Origin of the sequence: Streptomyces sp. LUP47B, assembly GCF_001746295.1 — a bacterium.
Taxonomy (GTDB): Bacteria; Actinomycetota; Actinomycetes; order Streptomycetales; family Streptomycetaceae; genus Streptomyces.
In genome coordinates, this window is sequence record NZ_MJAH01000005.1 from 276,719 (window position 1) to 295,766 (window position 19,048).

General features: G+C 71.0%; 19 protein-coding genes. 6 read left to right on the forward strand and 13 right to left on the reverse strand.

Annotated elements, in window-relative coordinates:
• Positions 1–48 precede the first annotated feature (48 nt).
• The gene (locus BFN33_RS17435) at positions 49–510 is read left to right on the forward strand and encodes a universal stress protein (protein ID WP_057617986.1); all 462 of its coding nucleotides are present in this window, start codon (positions 49–51) and stop codon (positions 508–510) included.
• A 65-nt stretch (positions 511–575) separates the two neighbouring features.
• Here BFN33_RS17435 and BFN33_RS17440 read toward each other — a convergent pair whose 3' ends face one another.
• Positions 576–1,391, reverse strand: a complete 816-nt coding sequence (locus BFN33_RS17440) for an alpha/beta fold hydrolase (protein ID WP_069760980.1) — start codon at positions 1,389–1,391, stop codon at positions 576–578.
• A gap of 72 nt (positions 1,392–1,463) precedes the next feature.
• Here BFN33_RS17440 and BFN33_RS17445 point away from each other — a divergent pair, with 72 nt between their 5' ends.
• Complete coding sequence (locus tag BFN33_RS17445) at positions 1,464–1,940, forward strand: MarR family winged helix-turn-helix transcriptional regulator (protein WP_069760981.1); 477 nt, start codon at positions 1,464–1,466, stop codon at positions 1,938–1,940.
• 1 nt (position 1,941) lies between these two features.
• On the opposite strand, the gene BFN33_RS17450 is transcribed toward BFN33_RS17445, so the two are convergent.
• Positions 1,942–3,090, reverse strand: coding sequence for a CapA family protein (locus BFN33_RS17450; RefSeq protein ID WP_069760982.1), 1,149 nt, complete (start codon positions 3,088–3,090; stop codon positions 1,942–1,944).
• 210 nt (positions 3,091–3,300) lie between these two features.
• On the opposite strand from BFN33_RS17450, the gene BFN33_RS17455 reads away from it, so the two are divergent.
• The 3 genes from BFN33_RS17455 (at position 3,301) to BFN33_RS17465 (ending at position 5,479) form a co-directional block, all read left to right on the forward strand.
• A complete protein-coding gene (locus BFN33_RS17455; protein ID WP_069761138.1) occupies positions 3,301–3,846 on the forward strand; it encodes a sigma-70 family RNA polymerase sigma factor in 546 nt (181 codons plus the stop codon).
• 312 nt (positions 3,847–4,158) lie between these two features.
• The gene (locus BFN33_RS17460) at positions 4,159–4,674 is read left to right on the forward strand and encodes a hypothetical protein (RefSeq protein WP_069760983.1); all 516 of its coding nucleotides are present in this window, start codon (positions 4,159–4,161) and stop codon (positions 4,672–4,674) included.
• A 151-nt stretch (positions 4,675–4,825) separates the two neighbouring features.
• Positions 4,826–5,479: a zf-HC2 domain-containing protein gene (locus tag BFN33_RS17465; RefSeq protein ID WP_069760984.1), complete on the forward strand. Its 654-nt coding sequence runs from the start codon at positions 4,826–4,828 to the stop codon at positions 5,477–5,479.
• 10 nt (positions 5,480–5,489) lie between these two features.
• Here BFN33_RS17465 and BFN33_RS17470 read toward each other — a convergent pair whose 3' ends face one another.
• From BFN33_RS17470 to BFN33_RS17480, 3 genes are all read right to left on the reverse strand, one after another.
• Positions 5,490–6,353 (reverse strand): Fpg/Nei family DNA glycosylase, encoded by an 864-nt coding sequence (locus BFN33_RS17470; protein ID WP_069760985.1) that lies wholly within the window; start codon positions 6,351–6,353, stop codon positions 5,490–5,492.
• Positions 6,354–6,389: 36 nt separating this feature from the next.
• Complete coding sequence (locus tag BFN33_RS17475; protein WP_069760986.1) at positions 6,390–8,477, reverse strand: SpoIIE family protein phosphatase; 2,088 nt, start codon at positions 8,475–8,477, stop codon at positions 6,390–6,392.
• Positions 8,478–8,592: 115 nt separating this feature from the next.
• Entirely contained in the window at positions 8,593–9,651 is a 1,059-nt protein-coding gene (locus BFN33_RS17480) for a DUF6777 domain-containing protein (RefSeq protein WP_256122780.1), read from the reverse strand.
• Between the two features lie 132 nt (positions 9,652–9,783).
• Here BFN33_RS17480 and BFN33_RS17485 point away from each other — a divergent pair, with 132 nt between their 5' ends.
• Positions 9,784–11,214 (forward strand): lipase maturation factor family protein, encoded by a 1,431-nt coding sequence (locus BFN33_RS17485; RefSeq protein ID WP_069760987.1) that lies wholly within the window; start codon positions 9,784–9,786, stop codon positions 11,212–11,214.
• Here BFN33_RS17485 and BFN33_RS17490 read toward each other — a convergent pair.
• From BFN33_RS17490 to BFN33_RS17525, 8 genes are read right to left on the reverse strand one after another with little or no spacing between them, the layout of a single operon-like run.
• A complete protein-coding gene (locus tag BFN33_RS17490; protein WP_069760988.1) occupies positions 11,202–12,038 on the reverse strand; it encodes an amidohydrolase in 837 nt (278 codons plus the stop codon). The two genes, BFN33_RS17485 and BFN33_RS17490, sit on opposite strands and share 13 nt — an antisense overlap.
• Positions 12,035–12,349 (reverse strand): L-rhamnose mutarotase, encoded by a 315-nt coding sequence (locus BFN33_RS17495; protein ID WP_069760989.1) that lies wholly within the window; start codon positions 12,347–12,349, stop codon positions 12,035–12,037. The genes BFN33_RS17490 and BFN33_RS17495 overlap by 4 nt, the downstream gene beginning before the upstream one ends.
• Positions 12,346–13,314 carry an aldo/keto reductase gene (locus BFN33_RS17500; RefSeq protein ID WP_069760990.1) on the reverse strand — a complete coding sequence of 323 codons (969 nt, stop codon included), beginning with the start codon at positions 13,312–13,314 and terminating at the stop codon, positions 12,346–12,348. Before BFN33_RS17500 ends, BFN33_RS17495 begins: the two co-directional genes overlap by 4 nt.
• A complete protein-coding gene (locus BFN33_RS17505; protein WP_069760991.1) occupies positions 13,311–14,066 on the reverse strand; it encodes an SDR family NAD(P)-dependent oxidoreductase in 756 nt (251 codons plus the stop codon). The genes BFN33_RS17500 and BFN33_RS17505 overlap by 4 nt, the downstream gene beginning before the upstream one ends.
• Positions 14,063–15,412, reverse strand: coding sequence for an L-fuconate dehydratase (locus BFN33_RS17510; protein WP_069760992.1), 1,350 nt, complete (start codon positions 15,410–15,412; stop codon positions 14,063–14,065). Before BFN33_RS17510 ends, BFN33_RS17505 begins: the two co-directional genes overlap by 4 nt.
• A 35-nt stretch (positions 15,413–15,447) precedes the next feature.
• Entirely contained in the window at positions 15,448–16,473 is a 1,026-nt protein-coding gene (locus tag BFN33_RS17515) for an ABC transporter permease (protein ID WP_069760993.1), read from the reverse strand.
• A complete protein-coding gene (locus BFN33_RS17520) occupies positions 16,466–17,959 on the reverse strand; it encodes a sugar ABC transporter ATP-binding protein (protein ID WP_069760994.1) in 1,494 nt (497 codons plus the stop codon). Before BFN33_RS17520 ends, BFN33_RS17515 begins: the two co-directional genes overlap by 8 nt.
• Entirely contained in the window at positions 17,956–19,029 is a 1,074-nt protein-coding gene (locus BFN33_RS17525; RefSeq protein WP_069760995.1) for a sugar ABC transporter substrate-binding protein, read from the reverse strand. Before BFN33_RS17525 ends, BFN33_RS17520 begins: the two co-directional genes overlap by 4 nt.
• Positions 19,030–19,048 lie beyond the last annotated feature (19 nt).

Here is a 19,048-nt window from a genome sequence, read left to right on the forward strand (position 1 = left end):
GGTCCCCGTGTGCCGCCCGGACCTGCGGCTTCCGATAACCTCACAGCCGTGACGGAACAGCATGCGCACCAGTTCGAGCGAGGCACGGACGGGCCCAAGGTCATCGTCGTCGGCGTGGACGGCTCCGACTCCTCGCTCCGCGCCGCGGCATACGCCGGCGGTCTGGCCCGGCGGCAGCACGCGCTGCTCGCCGTCGTGTACGTCCAGCCGGTGATCGCCTCGGGTGCCGCGCTCGGCGCGCCGGTCGCCGAGACGACCGACGAGATCGCCGAGGACCTGGTCGCCCAGATCCGGCACGCGACCGAGCAGAACAAGGGGATATTCGATGTGCGCTGGGAGTTCCACACCTTCCGCGGCGACCCCTACAGCGGGCTGACGAAGGCGGCGGACGAGCTCAAGGCCGACGCGGTCGTCGTCGGGGCCTCGGAGCAGGCCGGCCACCGGATCGTCGGTTCCGTCGCGGTGCGGCTGGTCAAGGCGGGGCGCTGGCCGGTGACCGTGGTGCCGTAAGCCCGTTCGGGATCGGGCGAGCGCCTCCTCGCGCGGCCGGTCCGGTACCCGGCGCCGACAGGGCGTCAGAGCGAGCGCAGGAAGTCCAGCACGATCGCGTTGAACTCTTCGGGCCTCTCCAGGTTCGGGAAGTGCGAGGTGCCCTCCACCAGGACCGAGCGGCCGTTGCGGACGGTGCCGGCGAAGAGTTCCGCGTCGGCGAGCAGGTCGGGTGAGTCGAGCGTGCCGTTGACGGTGAGCACCGGCACGTCGATCTTCGGGACCCGGGACCAGGTGTCGGTCATGGGTACGTGCCAGTTCCGTTCGCCCGGTGTGTGCTTGGCGACGGTGTGCAGGGCCATCTCGCGCAGGTGGTCCAGGATGCGCGGGTCGACCTCGTCGGCCTCGCGGAAGGGGCCCGCGACGGACTTGAGGAACACCTTCAGCCAGCCGTCGATGTCACCCGAGTACAGGGTCCGCTGAGACTCCGCCACGATCTGTCGGGTCACCTCGTGGGTGTACTCGAAGTCGCTGACCGAGGCCCCGCTCAGCACGATCCCCCGGACCAGTTCCGGATACTCGAGCGCCGTGTCACCGGCGATGGCCCCACCCATCGAGACGCCGACCAGGACCGCGGGGCCCGCGTCGAGGTGGCGCAGCAGGTCGGCGAGGTCGTCGGCCCAGCGGAAGGGCTTGGTGGCGTTGGCGGTCCAGCCGTGGCCGCGGACGTCCACGGCGATGACGCGGTGCTCGGCGGCGAGGACCGGTGTCTGGGCCTCGAAGAGGCGGTGGTCGACGTAGCCGGAGTGCAGCAGGACGACGGGATCCCCGGTTCCGGTGTCGAGATAGGCGATGTCCCCGTCGGCAGACGCGAAGAAGCTCAGTTCCGAAGCAGCTGTCATGACAACCAAGGTGTCATGGACGGGGAACTTTGACAACCTGGTTGTCATAATGAACCGGTGCATGATGAGCGGGTGAACGACATCGACGAACCACTGCCGCCCGACGATCTCGGCCACCGGGTCAGCGAGGTGTTCGACCTCGTCGGCGCGCTCTACCGACGCGGCCTGCGCAAACTGGAGCAGGACGAGGCGGTCGGCGGGGTGTCCGTCGGCGTGCGTTCCGTCCTCGTACTGCTGCACAGGTACGGGCCCATGACGGTTCCCCAGATGGGTCGGCTCATGGCGCTCACCCGGCAGTTCGTGCAGCGCATGGCCAACGACGCGATGGAGCGGGGCTGGGCGGAGGCCACGCCCAACCCCGCCCACCAGCGGTCCTACCTGATCCGGATCACGGACGAGGGCGTGGCCGTCATCACCGCGATCCTCGCCCGCGAGCACGCCCTGAACCGGCAGGTCGGCGGCGGCGAGCTGACCGAAGCCGAACTCCGGGCGTGCGTACGGGTGCTGAAGGAGATGCTGCGGACCTTCGACCACGTGGACGTGGACTGACCTACTGCCCCATCGCCAGCCCGTCCTCGGCCGCGCCCCGGCTCAGCACCACCTCCCGGATCCGGTCGCGGACGCCCTCGAGATCGGCGCCCTGCGCGATCGCCTGGTTGAGGTTCACCACCCGGCCGGCGTCCACGTCGAACATCTGCGGTACGAACTCCGCCTTCGTGACCCGCCAGCGCCCACCCGGCCGGGCGGGCGGGGCGAAGGTGAAGCGGCCGAGGGTGGACTGGTTGCCGCGCGGGTCCTGCGCGCCCTCGTTGTTGAACATCTCACCGGCGATCTGGTCGCCCATGCCGTAGACGACCCAGGTGCCGTTGACCTTCTCGTACGCCTGCGGGACATGGGCGTGGGTGCCGAGGATCAGGTCGACGTCGGGACGGCCGCCGACGCGGGCGGCGGTCAGATCGCGCGCCAGGGCCACCTGCTGCTCGTCGGGCTCGTCCTGCCATTCCGTGCCCCAGTGCAGCGATACGACGACGATGTCGGCGCCCGCCTTCCGGGCGGCCCGGGCGTCCGCCAGGATCTTTTTCTCGTCCATCAGGTTGACCGCCCAGGGCTGCCCCTGGGGCAACGGGAGACCGTTGGTGTCATAGGTGTAGGCGAGGTGGGCGACCTTCGCCGACCCGGCACGCAGGACGGTGACCGTGTGCGCCTCCGCCTCGGTGCGGGCCGACCCGGCATGCCGTACGCCCGCGCGGTCCAGGGCGTCGAGGGTGCGGCGGATACCGCCTGAGCCGTCGTCGAGGCTGTGGTTGGAGGCGGTGGAGCAGCCGTCGTAGCCGGTGACGGCGAGGGCCTGGGCCACCTCGGGCGGTGACTTGAAGGTCGGGTAGCCGGTGTAGTCGCCGTTCGCGCCGTAGACGGTCTCCATGTGACACAGCGCCAGATCGGCGCGGGAGACGACGGATCGGATTCCGGACAGCATCGGACGGAAGTCGTAGCCGCCCCCGCCCGCGTCGAAGCGGGCCCGGTCGATGATCGAACTGTGCGGCAGGACGTCACCGGAGGCGACGAGTGTGAAGCCGCGCGGTGCGGCGGCGGCCGGGGCCGGGCGCCCGGGTGTCTCGTGGTCGTGCGCCTGACAGGCGGCGCCCCCGGCGAGAAGCGCCGTGAGGGCCAGGGCAACCTGCCGTCTGCGTGCAATCATCAGCTCACCCCACTGTGGTCATATTTGCTGACGAATAGGTATGAGCTTGTCCGTGTCCGCAAACGGTCTGGCCGCCTTCTTGACCCGTCCGGGGTGGCCGCGACGCGGAAGGGACCGTTCATCGGACCGTTCGTCGACGCGATCGACCGTCCGCCGCAGATCCTTGTGCGTGCCCTGTCCCCCGGCCCCGTGCTGAGGTGCCATACGGCCATGACGGCCGGAACCACCCTCACGAACGGGACGACCGCCGAGCACGAGCTCGCCGCACTGCAGCGGGAGCACGGCCGGCCCCTCTTCGCGCTCCTGCTCCGGCTCAGTGACGGCGACCGGCAACGCGCCGAGGACCTGGTGCAGGAGACCCTCGTGCGCGCCTGGCAGCACCCCGAGGCGCTGCGCGCCGACGCCTTCGAGTCCGTACGGCCATGGCTGCTGACCGTGGGACGCCGGCTCGCTATCGACGCGCGACGGGCCCGGCAGGCACGCCCCGCCGAGGTCGGCGACGCGGTTCTGGAGAACGCCCGGGTGTGCGCCGATCACGCCGAACGGGCGGCCGCCGCCCTCGACGTACGCGAGGCTGTGAAGACACTCACTCCGGAGCACCGTGAAGTCCTGGTGCTGGTGTATTTCCAGGGGGCGAGTGTGGCGGAGGCCGCCGAAATCCTCGGGATTCCGCCCGGTACGGTGAAGTCCCGCGCGTACTACGCGCTGCGGGCCCTGCGCCGGGGCCTTCCGGGATACGCGGCCGACCTGCGGTGAAACCAATGGGAAAGTCAAACCTCCGTAAAGCGCCTTGCTGAGGACCCCGGTTGAGTAATCGGCTGTCCTCATCCGTGTTCCGGATGGGGTCCTGGCGCAGGATTCGCACCGTCCGCCCGAAGGGCGGGCCGCGCGGCGTCTGGTGCGTGCGATCGCAAGGCGCCGGAGCGTCCTCGTGGCGGAGCCACGTGGGCGATTCGGCAACGCCGCGAGCGTGCGTGCCGGACGCCGCGCGGCAGGTGGGAATCCTGCGCCGGGACCCCAAGGCCCGGGGTCGGGCGACGCGCACGTACCGGAGGAAGGCAGGAAGGGATGCTGCACAGAGGTCAAGAGAGCACGGACGGCACCGGCGGGGGCGAACTCCTCGTCCCCATGGCCTGGTTGTACGCCGAGTACATCGCCGACGAACTGCTGCGTTCCGGCGATCTGATGCCCCCCACGTCCTTCGAGTTCCGCGCCGGACGGGACGCGCTGGCGCTGACCGTCTTCCTCGCCGACACCGAGGGAGAGCTCTCCGGCATCCAGGTCGTCTCCCAGCTGGAGAACTGGCTGTCCCTGACGGCGTACGACCAGCCGTGGCAGGACTGGGTGTGCGAGCGGATGGCCGCGCTGACCGCCGAGGCGGTGGCCACCGGCGAGCCCGCGCCGGACCTCGAACTCGCGGCGGCGGCCTGGCGCTGGCTGGAGGAGACGGAGCTGCTCGCACCCGATCTGAACGCCGTGCCGGGCGGCGGGGCGGGCGTCGGTGAGGACGACGGTCCGAAGGTGTGGACACCGGCGTGGCAGCTCGGTCTGCCCCTCGGTCACCTCGCCATCCACCTGTTCTAGATTCCTTTCGATTCGGACCAATCCGCGGGGCCGACCGCTCCGAATCCCTTGGTCACGATTCTGTGCATGCCTTGAGTGATTCGGCGGGCTGGTGCGTACCGGTGGGAGCAACCAGTAACCCCACCCACACTCAACGGCACGAGGTTTCCGCATGAGGTCCTTGGAGAGGCATCGCGACGTCGGCGCGTACGCGCTCGGCGTGCTGGATGAGGCGGAGGCCTTCCGCTTCGAGGATCACCTCATGGAGTGCCCCAAGTGCGCGGCACACGTGACCGAGTTCGGTCCGGTGACCCGTCAGATGATGCTCTACCGCCGGGCCACTCCGCGCGTCGTGCACCCGATGGCCCAGCCCGGCCCCCAGCTTCTCAACCGCCTCCTCGGCGAGGTCGCGACGCGGCACCGGGCGCGCCGCAGGCGGTTGTTGTACGCCGTTGCCGCCTCGGTGGTCCTGGCGGTGGGCGGTTCCACCCTCGCGCTGACGGCGGGCGGCGACCCGGGCCGGGCCAGCAGTGTCGAGGCCACCGACGGCCGGTCCGGCGTGTGGGCCCAGGTCACCACCGAGGACGAGGACTGGGGCACCCAGGTGGAGCTCAAGGTCAAGGACGAGTCCGGCCCCCGCGCCTGTCACCTCGTCGCGGTCAGCCGCGACGGCAAGGAGGAGACGGTCACCGGCTGGAACGCCACCGGGCACGCCACGGACGACAACACCATGATGGGCAGCTCCACCTTCCACGCCGACCAGATCGACCGCTACGAGGTCAGGACGTCGAGCGGGGAGCATCTGGTGACGCTGGATCCCGGCTGAGCACGTCGGATCACTTGAGCAGTCTCGACATCCTCCGGTCCGCCAGTGTCCTGCCGCCCGTCTGGCAGGTGGGGCAGTACTGGAGCGAGGAGTCGCTGAAGGAGACCTCCAGGATGGTGTCGCCGCAGACCGGGCAGGGTTGACCGGTGCGGCCGTGGACGCGCAGGCCCGACTTCTTCTCCGACTTCAGGCGGCCCGCCGCCACACCTCTTGAGCGTTCCACCGCGTCGGTGAGCGTCGAACGCAGGGCCCGGTAGAGGGTCTCCGTCTCCTCGGGGGTCAGGGACGCGGCCAGTTTGAAGGGGGACATTCTCGCCGCGTGCAGGATCTCGTCGCTGTAGGCGTTGCCCACGCCGGCGATGAGCGTCTGGTCGCGCAGGGCGCCCTTCAGCTGCCGGCGTTCGTCCTCCAGCAGGGCCGCGAAGCTCGCCTCGTCGAAATCCTCGGCCAGCGGGTCCGGGCCCAGTCGGGCGATGCCGGGGACCTCCTGCGGGTCGGCCACCACGTACACCGCCAGGCGCTTCTGGGTGCCCGCCTCCGTGAGGTCGAAACCCGCGCCGGTCTCCAGGGCCACGCGCAGGGCGAGGGGGCCCTTGCCGGGGCGGGGCGGGCCGTCGGGGAGGCGGTCCTTCCAGTGCAGCCAGCCCGCGCGGGCCAGGTGGGTGACGAAGTGCGGGCCGCCGTCCGTCTCCAGGTCGAGGAACTTGCCGTGGCGGTGCACGGCGACCACCTCGCGGCCCTCGACGGCGGTGAGCGGAGGGTCGTACGTCTTCAGGACGCTGATGGCCACCGGCAGTGCACGCACGATCTCGTGGCCGACCAGGTTCTCGGTCAGGAAGTCCTTGAGCGCTTCCACCTCGGGGAGTTCCGGCATAGGTCCAGAGTGCCACCCGGGGCCGCCGTGGTCAGGTCAGGTCCGCTCCCGGACGACGAACTCGGACCACACGCACTTGCCGCCGCCCCGCGCCTCCACGCCCCAGACATCGCTCAGCAGGTCGACCAGGAGCAGACCTCGGCCCGAGACCCCCGACTCGCCCGCCTCGCGGCGGCGCGGCAGGGCGCTGGAGGAGTCCTCGACCTCGACGCGCATCCGCCGGTCGGAGCCGCTCAGGACCCGCAGGGTGACGATCGCGGCGCCCTCGGTGTGCATCAGGGCGTTGGTGATCAGCTCGTCGGCGACCAGTTCGATCTCGTCGGAGCGCTCCCGCGCGCCCCAGGCGCCGACCGCGGTCCGGATCATGTGCCGGGCCTGGGTGAGGGCCTCGGGGTCCCCGGGCGCCACGTGCTGCTGGAGGCGGCCGCCGGGCTGCTGGGCGTCCGGGACGCGGCGGAGCAGCAGGAGCAGCGCCACGTCGTCGTCGCCGGCGCGTTCCTCGGCCACGTCGATGAGCAGGTCGGCCAGCTCCCACACGTCGGTGGGGCCGCCCGTGATGAGGGTCGTGAGGGCCTGCATGCCGTCGTCGAGATCGGCGCCTGGCACTTCGACCAGCCCGTCGGTGCACAGCAGCAGGGTGTCCCCGGGGTCGAGTTCGAGGGTGGCGACGGGATAGTCGAGCTGACCGAACTCGGCGGACAGCCCGAGCGGCAGCCCCCCGGCCACGGTTACCCGGCGGCAGCTGCCCCCGGCCTGCCGGACCAGCGGGTCGATGTGGCCGGCCCGGACCACCTGGACGACTCCGGTGGACAGGTCGGCCTCCGCGTACAGGCAGGTCGCGAAGCGGTCGGTGTCGAGCTCGTGGAGGAACACGGAGGCGCGGGCCATGACGGTGGCCGGCGGGTGTCCCTCGGCCGCGTAGGCCCTGAGGACGATCCGCAGCTGGCCCATGACGGCGGCGGCGTGCGTGTCATGGCCCTGGACGTCTCCGATGACGGCGCCCACGCGGCCGCCGGGCAGCGGGATCAGGTCGTACCAGTCGCCGCCGATGTCCCGGCCCAGCGAGCCTTCGGCGCTGGCGGCCCGGTAGCGGACGGCGACATCGACGCCGGGGACGCTCGGGATGGTGCGCGGCAGCATCGCCTGCTGTAGCCCGGTGGCGAGGTCCTTCTCCTGCTCGTACAGCATGGCCCGCTGGAGGCTCTGGGCGATGCTGCTGCCGAGGGCGATCAGGACGTTGCGGTCCTCGGGGGTGAAGCCGTACCGGTCGCTGTACAGCAGACCCATCGCACCGATCGGACGGGCCTCGGCGATCAGCGGGAGATAGGCCGCGGAGGTGATCTTGAGGTCGGTGATGTGCGGCCACAGGATCGGGTAGCGATCGGCGAACTCCTGCGGCGACTCGATGAAGCGCGGGGTGAGCGTGCGCACGGCCTCGCTCATCGGGTACGGCTCGTCGATCCGGGTGATGTCGGTGCCGGGCACGAAGCTGCCCGCGGGGCCCTCGGCGATCAGCCGGATCCGGCCGGCCTCGACCAGGCCCATGACCAGGCTGGTGGCGCCGAGGTGGGTGAGGCCGTGGGTGTCCTTGAGGACGTCGATGACGTCCTGGACGGTCCGGGCGTGGGCGAGGGCGGCCGTGGTGAGCTGGACGACGTTGGTCTGCCGTCGCCTGGCCTCGTCCTGTGCGGCCTGTTCCCGGCGGGCCTCCAGCTCGCCCATCTCCTGGGTGGCGTCGCGGACGATGCCGATGATCCGCCGCGGGCGGCCCGTCTCGTCGCGGCGGATGTAGCCCTGGGTGTGGGTCCAGCGCAGGCTGCCGTCGCGGCAGCGCAGGCGGAAGTAGGTGCCGTAGTTCTCGCTGCCGTCCTTGATCGCCTGGGCGACCAGGGCGTCCAGCCGGTGGGCCTCGGTGCTCGGCACCCGGCCGGCGAGGCTCACGGGGTTGTCGTCGAATTCGTCGGGGCGCAGGTCGAAGACCTCGTGGGCCTGGGCGTCCATGTGGAACAGACCGCTGTCCAGGTCCCAGTCGAAGCTGCCCATGCGGTTGAGCGCCAGGATCGGGTCCGGGTGGGCGGGCCAGTCGTCCGGGAGTGACAGGGCGCTCGCTCCCCGATCAACCATGGGCCCACCTTGCCAGGATTTGTCCGATTCTTCGACCGGGAGACGGGTGCGATCCGGACCCGTCAGACACCGGAGGCGGTGTCCGTGCCGGCCGGGTCCGACGGGTCGTCGGGGATCAGCCCGCCGCCGTCGGGGAGATCGGGGGTGTCCGGGACGGTCTCGGGGCCGATCCCGGTCCCGGGGTCCACGGGGGCGGTCGTACGGGTGCCGTCCGGCGGGGTCGCGGGGAGGCGGGCCCGGTCGTGGGCGGCGGGGTGGCCGTGGGGCAGTTCTCCACGCCGGGTGTGCCGGGGGTGGCGCAGTCTCTCTCGGCGCTCGGTGAGGTCTCCGGGAGCGCCGTCTCGTGCGGGCGCGGGCCGAGGGGCGTCGCGGGAGCCGACGTGGGAGTCGGCGGTGCCGGCCGCGGTGGGGGTACGACGTGGTCGTCCCGGCAGTCGTGGCCGATCAGGCGTTCGATCCAGGTGTTGTCGACGAGGTCGATGATCGTGATGTCGGTGATGAGCTGCTCGCTGGGGGCCACCACGACCACTCGGGCGGGACGGTATCCGGGCCATGGCCGACCGCCCACGACCGCGTCGCCCCGCATCGCCATCGGCGGCGTCAAAGGGTTGCCGCAGGCGCAGCGGACGCGCGGGACGCCACGGTCGTCGACGAGGACGGCGGTGCCCGCCTGGAGGACGGACTGGAAGCCGCTCGCCCGGCCTGCGCGATAGCCGTGGCCGGTGACCAGGGTGTCGGCCCGCAGGACGACCGGGGCGAGCCCGCGCAGGAAGTCTGGCACCGCGGCCGGAGAGACGCCCTCGACCCGGGCGAACGCGCGCGTCCTGGACCGGTCCTCGGTCAGGTCGTCGATCTGGCGTGTCACGTCACAGCCGGCGACCCGATCGAGGCCGCCGTAGAGACCGGGCATCCCGCCGGAGACCGTCCGCGGGGCGGTTGAGGCCCGCTGGGGCGTTCGGGTGAGAGGCGTGGGTACGGTCACCGAGGTCATCGAGGTCGCCGAGGAGCGGGTGAAGGGGCTCGGGCCCTGAGCCGCCGCCGGCTGGAGAAGGAGTTCGCTGTTCGCCTCGGCGCTGTTCTCGCCGCCGCCTCCGCCGCTTCCGGCGCCTCCGGCAACGAGGAGTGCCGCCGCGAGCGCGCAGGCCGTGACGAGGGCCTGGGTGGGTGTCCGCACCACGTTCTCCCGTCCATACCGGGCAGTTCGTCACTATTGTCTGCTTCGTTCACTTGGGTTACGCAAGCGGAGAGCAGGTACACGGAGAGTCACGCAGGGTTCGGCGGGACAATGGAGGCAGGAGAACACGGCGTGGACTGGTTCACCGCATCCGACTACTGGCTGAGCCGACTGGTCTTCCAGCGGGCTCTGGCCGGGCTGTACTTCGTCGCGTTCCTGGCGGCGGCCCTGCAGTTCCGGGCGCTGCTCGGGGAGCGCGGGATGCTGCCGATCCCGCGTTTCGTCGCCCGCGTGCCCTTCCGGCGGGCGCCGAGCCTCTTCCAACTCCACTACTCGGACCGGTTCTTCGCTCTCTGCGCGGCGACGGGCTGCGCGGTGGCGGCCGCGCTTGCGGCGGGCCTCGACTCCCGGCTGCCGCTGTGGGGCGGGATGCTGCTGTGGCTGGTGCCGTGGCTGCTGTACCTGTCGATCGTCAACGTGGGCCAGACCTGGTACGGCTTCGGCTGGGAGTCCCTGCTGCTGGAGGTCGGCTTCCTCGCGGTGTTCCTCGGCAACGACGAGGTGGCCCCGCCGGTCCTGGTGCTGTTCCTCCTGCGCTGGATCCTGTTCCGGGTCGAGTTCGGCGCGGGGCTCATCAAGATGCGCGGCGACGCCTGCTGGCGCAAGCTCACCTGCCTCGACCACCACCACGAGACCCAGCCGATGCCGGGGCCGCTGAGCTGGTTCTTCCACCATCTGCCCCGGCCGCTGCACCGGGTGGAGGTGGCCGCGAACCACGTCACCCAGCTCGTGGTTCCCTTCCTGCTGTTCACCCCGCAGCCGATCGCCACGGCGGCCGCGTCCCTGATGATCGCGACCCAGCTGTGGTTGGTGCTCTCGGGCAACTTCGCCTGGCTGAACTGGATCACGATCGTGCTGGCGGTGCCGGCGCTGGATCTCGGGGGCGAGGCACCCGACCTGCCCGCCACCCCGCTCTGGTACGAGGTGGTGGTCCTCGCCGTCGCCGCGCTCCTGCTCGCCCTGAGCTACCACCCGGTCCGCAACATGATCTCCCGGAGCCAGATCATGAACCGTTCCTTCGACCCGCTCCACCTCGTCAACACCTACGGCGCGTTCGGCAGCGTCAGCCGGGTCCGCCACGAAGTGGTGGTCGAGGGTACGGCGGACGACGCACCGCGCCGGGACTCCGAGTGGAAGGAGTACGAGTTCAAGGGCAAGCCGGGTGATCCACGGCGCTGGCCGCGCCAGTTCGCGCCCTACCATCTGCGCCTGGACTGGATGATGTGGTTCGCCGCGCTGTCCCCGGCGTACGCCCAGGCGTGGTTCGGCACCATGGTCGAACGGCTCCTGGAGAACGACCCCGCCACGCTGAGGCTGCTGCGCCGCTCACCGTTCCCGCCGGACGAGCCGCCCCGCCATGTCCGCGCCCGCCTCTTCCGGTACCGGTACACGACGTGGCGGGAGCTGCGGGAGACGGGGGCGTGCTGGGAGCGGACGTATGTGCGGGAGTTCCTGCCGCCCACACGGCTGGCGCAGCCGGCTGGGCAGGGTCACAGGCCGTAGGCGCGGGTGGCCGTACCTCCGAAGGCGTCGTCGCGTTCCGATGTGCCGAGGCCGGCGGTGAGTTCCCGCGCCGCGGACACCACCTCACCGTAGGTCGCCGCGAGCGAGCACACCGGCCAGTCCGAGCCGAACATCAGGCGGTCCGGGCCGAAGGTCTCCAGGACGGTGTCGGCGTACGGGCGCAGGTCGTCGAGCGTCCAGGAGTCGAGGTCCGCCTCGGTGACCATGCCGGAGAGTTTGCAGACGGTGTTGGGCAGGGCGGCGAGGGCGCGGACGTCGGCCGCCCAGGGTTCCAGGGCGCCGGAGGCGATGGGAGGCTTGCCCAAGTGGTCGAGGACGAAGGTGAGTTGTGGCAGCGACTCGGCCGCCTTGGCGCAGGCGGGCAGTTGGTGGGGAAGGACGACCAGGTCGTACACCAGACCCGCTTCGGCCACCGCGGTCAGGCCGCGGTGTACGTCCGGCCGCAGCAGCCACTCGGGGTCCGGCTCGCCCTGGACCTGGTGGCGGATGCCCTTGAGCCAGGTCCCGCCGGGGAGTTCACGCAGCCGGGCCAGCTCTTCGGCGGCGTCGGGACGGGTCAGGTCGGTCCAGCCGACGACCCCCGCGATCAGATCGTGCCCGGCGGCGAGGGCCAGGAACTCCGGGGTCTCCTCGGGCACGGTAACCGTCTGGACGAGAACCGTGCGTTCGACGCCTGCCGCGCGGGCCTCGGGGGCGAGGTCCTCGATCGTGAAGTTCCGTCGCAGCGGGCTGCCGGAGGCGATCCAGTCCTGGTCCCGCACCGACAGGTCCCACACATGGTGGTGCGCGTCCACCACCGTCACGGCAGCTCCCACACGACGGGCAGGCCGGCGTCGGCGCCCTCGTCGGAGTAGTCGTGCGCCACGTCGAGGAGTTCGCCCATGCGGGCCTGCCAGGCGATGTTGACCGGCAGTTTCTCCAGTTCGGCGATCATCGCCGGGTAGTCCTCGACCTCCAGGACGTGGAAGAGATCGGTGCCGCTGCGCCAGATCGTCCACTCGCTCACGCCCGCGGCGCGGATGGCGGCGGTCAGCTCCTCCGGAACCTCGCGGTGTGCCGCCTCGTACTCCTCGACACGGTCCGCGCGGACCGTGGTGTGCAGGGCCACTCTCATGACGGCTCCTCGGTGGTCAGGAGACCGGTGTCGCGCAGTTCCTGCCAGAAGGCGGGTGGCACCGGGGTCGCGAACTGGTCGGCGGCATCCTGGACTTCGGCCGCCGAGCGGGCGCCCACCAGGACGCTCGCGACGGCCGGGTGGGCGGCGCAGAAGGCGAGGGCGGCGGCCCGCAGGCTGATGCCGTGCCGCTCGGCGGCCCCCCGCATACGCAGGGCTCGGTCCAGCACGTCCCCGGAGGCCTGCGCGTAGTTGTACGTCGCTCCCGGTCTCGGATCGGCCAGCAGCCCGGAGTTGAAGGCGCCGCCGATCACCACGGAGACGCCCCGTGCCACGGCGGCGGGGAGCAGCTCGGTGAGCGCGCTCTGGTCGAGCAGGGTGTAGCGGCCGGCGCACAGCACCACGTCGACGTCGGTCTCGTGCACGAAGCGGGTCAGCATACCGGCCTGGTTCATGCCGGCGCCGATAGCCCCGACGACCCCCTCGGAGCGGAGCTTCTCCAGGGCCGGGTACCCCTCGCGGAAGGCCTCTTCGGCGTGGTCGTCGGGATCGTGGAGGTAGACGACGTCGACGCGGTCGAGGCCGAGCCGTTCGAGGCTCGACTCGAGGGTGCGTCGTACGCCGTCGGCGCTGAAGTCCCAGACCCGGCGGTGGGTGGCGGGGACCGCGAAGCCGTCGGCGAGGTCGTCGCCGCCGTCCGCGGACGGCACCAGGCGGCGGCCCACCTTCGTGGAGAGTGTGTAATCCGCGCGCGGGTGCTCGCGCAGTGCCTCCCCAAGGCGGCGTTCCGACAGTCCGAGACCGTAGTGCGGGGCGGTGTCGAAGTAGCGGATGCCGCGCTGCCAGGCGGCGGTGACCGCCTCGTGCGCCTGCTCGTCGCTTACCTCGGTGAACAGGTTGCCGATGACGGCGGCGCCGAAGCCCAGTCCGCTGACCCGCACCCCGCTCGTGCCGAGAGGGTTCACTGGCCCACCGGCCTCAGGCGCAGGCCCTGCATGCCGCCGTCGACGGCGAGGGAGGTGCCGGTGGTGGCGCCGGAGAGCGGGCTCGCCAGGTAGGCGACGGCGCCCGCGACCTCGTCCGCCGAGACGAGCCGGCCGGCGGGCTGACGGGCCTCCAGGGCGGCACGTTCGGCGGCCGGGTCGGGGGCCTTGGCCAGCAGCCGCCCGATCCACGGGGTGTCCGCCGTACCGGGGTTGACGCAGTTCACGCGGATGCCCTCACGGACGTGGTCGGCGGCCATGGCGAGCGTCAGGGAGTACACCGCCCCCTTGGTCGCGCTGTACAGCGCCCGTTGCGGCAGGCCCGCGGTGGCCGCGATGGACGAGGTGTTCACGATCGCCGCGTGCGCGGACTCGCGCAGATGGGGCAGGGCGGCGCGGGCGACCCGGACCATGCCGACGACGTTGACGTCCAGGACGCGGTGCCATTCGTCGTCGTCGTTGTCCGCCACGGTGCCCTGGGCGCCGATGCCCGCGTTGTTGACGACCACGTCGAGTCCGCCGAGGTCGGCCACGGCGGCGGCCACGGCCTCGCGGACGGAGGCGTCGTCGGTGACGTCGGCGCGGTAGGCGAGCAGCGGCTTCTCGACCGAGGAGGTGTCCAGGTCGAGGACGGCGACCTGGGCGCCGCGTGCGACGAGGAGTTCCGCGGTGGCCCGGCCGATGCCGGAGGCGCCGCCGGTCACCAGTGCCTTGAGGCCCTCGAAGTCACTCATGCCGCCTGCCCCTTCTTCTGCGTGTCGTTGGCGAGGTCTTCTGCCCAGAAGGCGCCACCGGGGAACGTGTACCGCGCGATGGACTCGGGGCGCATGGCGGCCGAGAAGCCCGGCGCGACGGGTGCCGAGTAGTGGCCTTCCCGGATCACCACGGGATCGAGGAAGTGGTCGTGCAGATGGTCGACGTACTCGATGACCCGGTCCTCGGTGGTGCCGGTGACGGCCACGTAGTCGAACATCGACAGGTGCTGGACGAGTTCGCACAGGCCGACCCCGCCCGCGTGCGGGCAGACCGGCACGCCGAACTTGGCGGCAAGCAGCAGGATGGCGAGGTTCTCGTTGACGCCGCCGACGCGGGCCGCGTCGATCTGGACGACGTCGAGGGCGCCGGCCTGGAGCAGCTGCTTGAAGACGACCCGGTTCTGGACGTGCTCGCCGGTGGCGACCTTGACCGGGGCGACGGCCTTGCGGATCGTGGCGTGGCCGAGGATGTCGTCGGGGCTGGTGGGCTCCTCGATCCAGTACGGGTCGAACTCGGCGAGGGCCTTGGTCCAGCGGATCGCCTCGTCGACGTCCCAGCGCTGGTTGGCGTCGATGGCCATGCGGATGTCGGCGCCGACGACCTGGCGGGCGACCCGGCAGCGCCGTACGTCGTCCTCCAGATCCGCGCCGACCTTGAGCTTGATCTGCCGGAAGCCGGCGGCGACGGCCTCGGCGGCGAGCCGGGTGAGCTTCTCGTCGTCGTAGCCGAGCCAGCCGGCGGAGGTGGTGTAGGCGGGGTAGCCGCGCTCCAGAAGCCTCTCGGTGCGCTCCTGCGAGCCCGCACGCCCCCGCCGCAGGATCTCCAGCGCCTCCTCGGGAGTGAGTGCGTCCGTGAGGTAGCGGAAGTCGATCTGAGCGACCAGCCACTCGGGGTCGCCCTCGGCCAGCAGCCGCCACAGCGGCTTGTCCGCGCGTTTGGCGGCGAGATCCCACACGGCGTTGACGACCGCGCCGATCGCCATGTGCATCACGCCCTTCTCGGGGCCGAGCCAGCGCAACTGGCTGTCGCCGATCAGGTCGCGGTTCAGCGTCCCCGGGTCCGCGCACAGCTCGTCGACGGACCGTCCGACCACATGCCCGCGCAGCGCCTCGATCGCTGCGACCTGGACCTCGTTGCCCCGCCCGATGGTGAAGGTGAATCCGTGCCCCTCGTGCCCGTCGGCCGCGTCCGTGCGCAGCACGACGTAGGCCGCCGAGTAGTCGGGGTCCGGGTTCATCGCGTCGGAGCCGTCGAGCTCGCGCGAGGTGGGGAAGCGGATGTCGTAGGTGTCTACCGCGGTGACGCGGGCGGGGGTCGAGGACACGGAAGGCCTTTCGGTAAGGGACGGGGCGGGCGGACTCAGTCCTGGGCGCGCCCCGTCGTCACACGGGCGATCATGAGGGCCACCAGGATGATTCCGCCGTAGATGGCCTGGATCCAGAAGGACGGCACCTGGGCGAGTGTCAGCAGGTTCTGTACGACACCCAGCAGGAGTACGCCGGTCAGGGCGCCGAACATGGTGCCCTTGCCGCCGTCGAGGCTGATGCCGCCGATCACCGCCGCCGCGAACACGGTGAAGATCATGTTCTGGCCCTGATTGGCGCTGATCGCGCCGACATAGCCGGTCTGCATGATGCCGCCGACGGAGGCGAGGACACCGGCCACGACGAACACGCCGAGCATCACGCGCTCGACGCGGATGCCCGCGGCGCGGGCCGCGTCGGCGTTGCCGCCGATGGCGTAGAGGGAACGGCCGATGCGGTGGTACTTCAGGACGAAGCCGGTGACGGCGAAGGCGACCGCGGCGAGCCACACGGACATGGGGACGCTCAGGAAGGTCGTGGTGGCCAGGGAGTAGAAGCTGTCCGGCATGCCGAAGAGAGTCTTGCCCTTGGTGGCGCCTACGAGCAGTCCGCGCAGCACGATCAGCATCGCGAGCGTCACGATGAACGCGTTGAGCTTGAACTTCACGACCAGGATGCCGTTGAAGGCGCCGACGGCCGCGCCGACGACGAGGACCGCGAGCAGGGCGAGGACGGCCGGGAACTCGGTGCCCCAGCCGGACTGGGCCGCGGGCAGGACGAGGAGGGCTCCCACGGCGGGCGCGATGCCGACGACCGACTCCAGGGAGAGGTCGAACTTGCCGGTGATCAGGACGAGGGACTCGGCGAGCACCACCATGGCGAGGGCGGCCGAGGCGCCGAGGATGGAGATCAGGTTGCGCTCGGTGAGGAACGAGTCGTTGACGAACGCGCCGAGCACCATGAGCAGCAACAGGGCGGGGACGAGGGCGAGTTCGCGGGCGCGGCGCAGCAGGACCGTCCGGGCTGCCCGCGCCTCGGGCACCCGCACGTGCTTCACCGGCGGAGCCTGGGTGTCAGCCATGGTGGTCCACTCCTTCGATGGAGGCGATCAGCTCGTGGTCGCGCCAGCCGGCCGGATGCTCGGCGACCACGCGGCCGTGGAAGAGGACGAGGACGCGGTCGCAGCGGCGCAGGTCGTCGAGTTCGTCGGAGACGACGAGGACCGCGGTGCCGTCCTCGCGGGCGGTGTCCACGCGGGAGAGGAGGGACTCCTTGGACTTCACGTCGACGCCCGCGGTGGGGTTGATGAGGACGAGCAGGCGGGGGTCGGAGGCGAGCGCGCGGGCCATGACGACCTTCTGCGCGTTGCCGCCGGAGAGGTCCGAGACCGGCTGGTCGGGGCCCTCGGTGTGGATGTCGAGCCGGTCGATCAGCTCGGTGGCGAAGCCGCGCTTGCGGTCGGTGCCGACGAAGCCGTAGCGGCCGAGCCGGTCCAGGACACTGAGCGTGGCGTTGTCACCGATGGTCATGCCGAAGACCAGGCCCTGCGCGTGCCGGTCGCGTGGCACGAAGCCGACGCCCGCTTTCAAGGAGGCCTGCACATCGCCGAACGGCAGCGGCCTGCCGTCGAGCCGGGCCGTTCCGCCCGTCGGGGTGTGCAGTCCCGTGAAGGACTCGGCCAGCTCGATCTTGCCGCTGCCGCTGATGCCGGCGAGTCCGACGACCTCACCGCGGCGCACGGTGAGGTCGACGTCCTCGTAGGCGTCGGAGGTGAGGCCGCTGACGTCGAGGAGGACCGGGGCGGTTTCCCCGACCTCCCTGAGCTGTACGGCCTGTTCGGCGATGGTCTCGCCGGCCATGGCCTCGATCAGGGCCGTCCGGGGCATGTCGGCGACCGGGGCCGTGGTGATCCAGCGGGCGTCCCTGAGGACCGTCACCGTCTGGCACACCTCGTACACCTCCTGGAGGTGGTGCGAGATGAACAGGAAGGTGACGCCGGAGTCCTGCAGTGCCCGCATCCGGCCGAAGAGCCGCTCGATCTCCCGCTTGTCGAGCTGCGCGGTCGGCTCGTCGAGGACGATGAAGCGGGCGCCGAAGCTCAACGCCCTCGCGATCTCCACCATTTGGCGGTCCTCGACCTTGAGGTCGGCCGTGCGCGCCTCCGGGTCGACGCGCACGTCCCAGGTGTCGAGGAGTTCGGCGGCCCGGGTCCTCAGCCCACGCCAGCTGATGAACCCGCGCCGCAGGGGCTGCCGGTTGATGAAGAGGTTCTCGGCGACCGTCAACTCGGGTACGACGGTGGGCTTCTGGTAGACGCAGGCGACCTTGCTCCGCCAGGCGTCCCGGTCGGCGAGGGGTGGCGCGGGCTCGCCGTCGAAGCGGACGGTGCCCTCGTCGGGAGCCTGGAGGCCGGTGAGGATCGTGACGAGGGTGGACTTGCCCGCGCCGTTGCGGCCGACGAGGGCGTGGGACTCGCCGGGCAGGACGGTGAGGCGGCCGTCCGCGAGGGCGGTCGTGGGGCCGTACCGTTTGACGACCCCCTGGGCTTCAACGAGTGGGGTGCTCATTTGACCGTGTTGCCCCACAGCTTGGGGTCGTCGACGTTGTCCTTGGTGACCAGGGGCGCGGGCAGCTGGTCCTCCAGGATGCCGCTGGACAGCTTGACGATCGTGGAGTCGTGGTCGGTCGGACCGGGCTTGAAGGTCTTCCCCTGCATCGCCGCCTTGATGTAGTACATGCCGTACTTGGCGTACAGGTCGGCGGGCTGGGAGACGGTGGCGTCGATCTCGCCCTTGCGGATGGCGTCGAACTCCTGCGGGATGCCGTCGTTGGAGACGATGTCGATGTGGCCCGCCTGCCCGGCCTTCTTCAGCATCCCCTTGGACTTGAGGGTCTGCAGGGTCGGCGCGAGGTAGACGCCGCCGGCCTGCATGTAGATGCCCTTGATGTCGGGGTTGGCGTTCAGGAGGGTGCCCAGCTGCGAGGCGGCCGCGTCGGACTCCCACTTGGCGGGGATCTCCAGCACCTTCAGCTTCGGGAAGTTCTTCTTCACACAGGCCCGGAAGGCCTCGGAGCGGTCGCGGCCGTTGACGGAGGCCAGGTCGCCCATGATCTGCACGACCTTGCCGGAGGGGATCTGCTCCCCGAGGTACTGGCAGGCCTTCTCGCCGTACGAGACGTTGTTCGCCCGTACGACCATGGCGACCTTGCCCTTGTCGGGGGCCACGTCGACCGCGACGACCGGGACGCCCTTGCGCTCGGCCTGGTCGAGGCCGGCCTCGATGGCGGCGCTGTCGAGCGGGGCGACGACCAGGCCCTTGACGCCCTGGTTGAGCTCGTTGTTGATGTCGGTGATCTGCTGGGAGGGATCGCTGTTGGAGTTGACCGTCTTCAGCGTGTCCACCCCCTCGGACTTGGCCATCTTGGGCACGTAGTCGTTGTACGACTGCCAGAACGGCGAGGTCAGCAGCGGCAGGATCACTCCTACCTTGCCGGTCCCGTCGCCTCCCTCGGCGCCGGCGCTGCCGGTGTCCTTGGTGCTGCCGCACGCGGCGAGCACGAGCGAGGCGCTCGCAGCCGCGGCCACCGCGCCGATGATGCGAAACCTGTTCCGCTTCCCCACTGTTCTGCCGGGCATCTGGAGGCTCCTCGTTGAG

Coding starts and splice junctions, on each gene's coding strand:
- BFN33_RS17440 (WP_069760980.1), bottom strand. CDS start 1,391: ATGACAGCTGCTTCGGAACTGAGCTTCTTCGCGTCTGCCGACGGGGAC.
- BFN33_RS17450 (WP_069760982.1), bottom strand. CDS start 3,090: ATGATTGCACGCAGACGGCAGGTTGCCCTGGCCCTCACGGCGCTTCTC.
- BFN33_RS17455 (WP_069761138.1), top strand. CDS start 3,301: ATGACGGCCGGAACCACCCTCACGAACGGGACGACCGCCGAGCACGAG.
- BFN33_RS17460 (WP_069760983.1), top strand. CDS start 4,159: ATGCTGCACAGAGGTCAAGAGAGCACGGACGGCACCGGCGGGGGCGAA.
- BFN33_RS17465 (WP_069760984.1), top strand. CDS start 4,826: ATGAGGTCCTTGGAGAGGCATCGCGACGTCGGCGCGTACGCGCTCGGC.
- BFN33_RS17470 (WP_069760985.1), bottom strand. CDS start 6,353: ATGCCGGAACTCCCCGAGGTGGAAGCGCTCAAGGACTTCCTGACCGAG.
- BFN33_RS17475 (WP_069760986.1), bottom strand. CDS start 8,477: ATGGTTGATCGGGGAGCGAGCGCCCTGTCACTCCCGGACGACTGGCCC.
- BFN33_RS17495 (WP_069760989.1), bottom strand. CDS start 12,349: ATGAGAGTGGCCCTGCACACCACGGTCCGCGCGGACCGTGTCGAGGAG.
- BFN33_RS17505 (WP_069760991.1), bottom strand. CDS start 14,066: ATGAGTGACTTCGAGGGCCTCAAGGCACTGGTGACCGGCGGCGCCTCC.
- BFN33_RS17515 (WP_069760993.1), bottom strand. CDS start 16,473: ATGGCTGACACCCAGGCTCCGCCGGTGAAGCACGTGCGGGTGCCCGAG.
- BFN33_RS17520 (WP_069760994.1), bottom strand. CDS start 17,959: ATGAGCACCCCACTCGTTGAAGCCCAGGGGGTCGTCAAACGGTACGGC.
- BFN33_RS17525 (WP_069760995.1), bottom strand. CDS start 19,029: ATGCCCGGCAGAACAGTGGGGAAGCGGAACAGGTTTCGCATCATCGGC.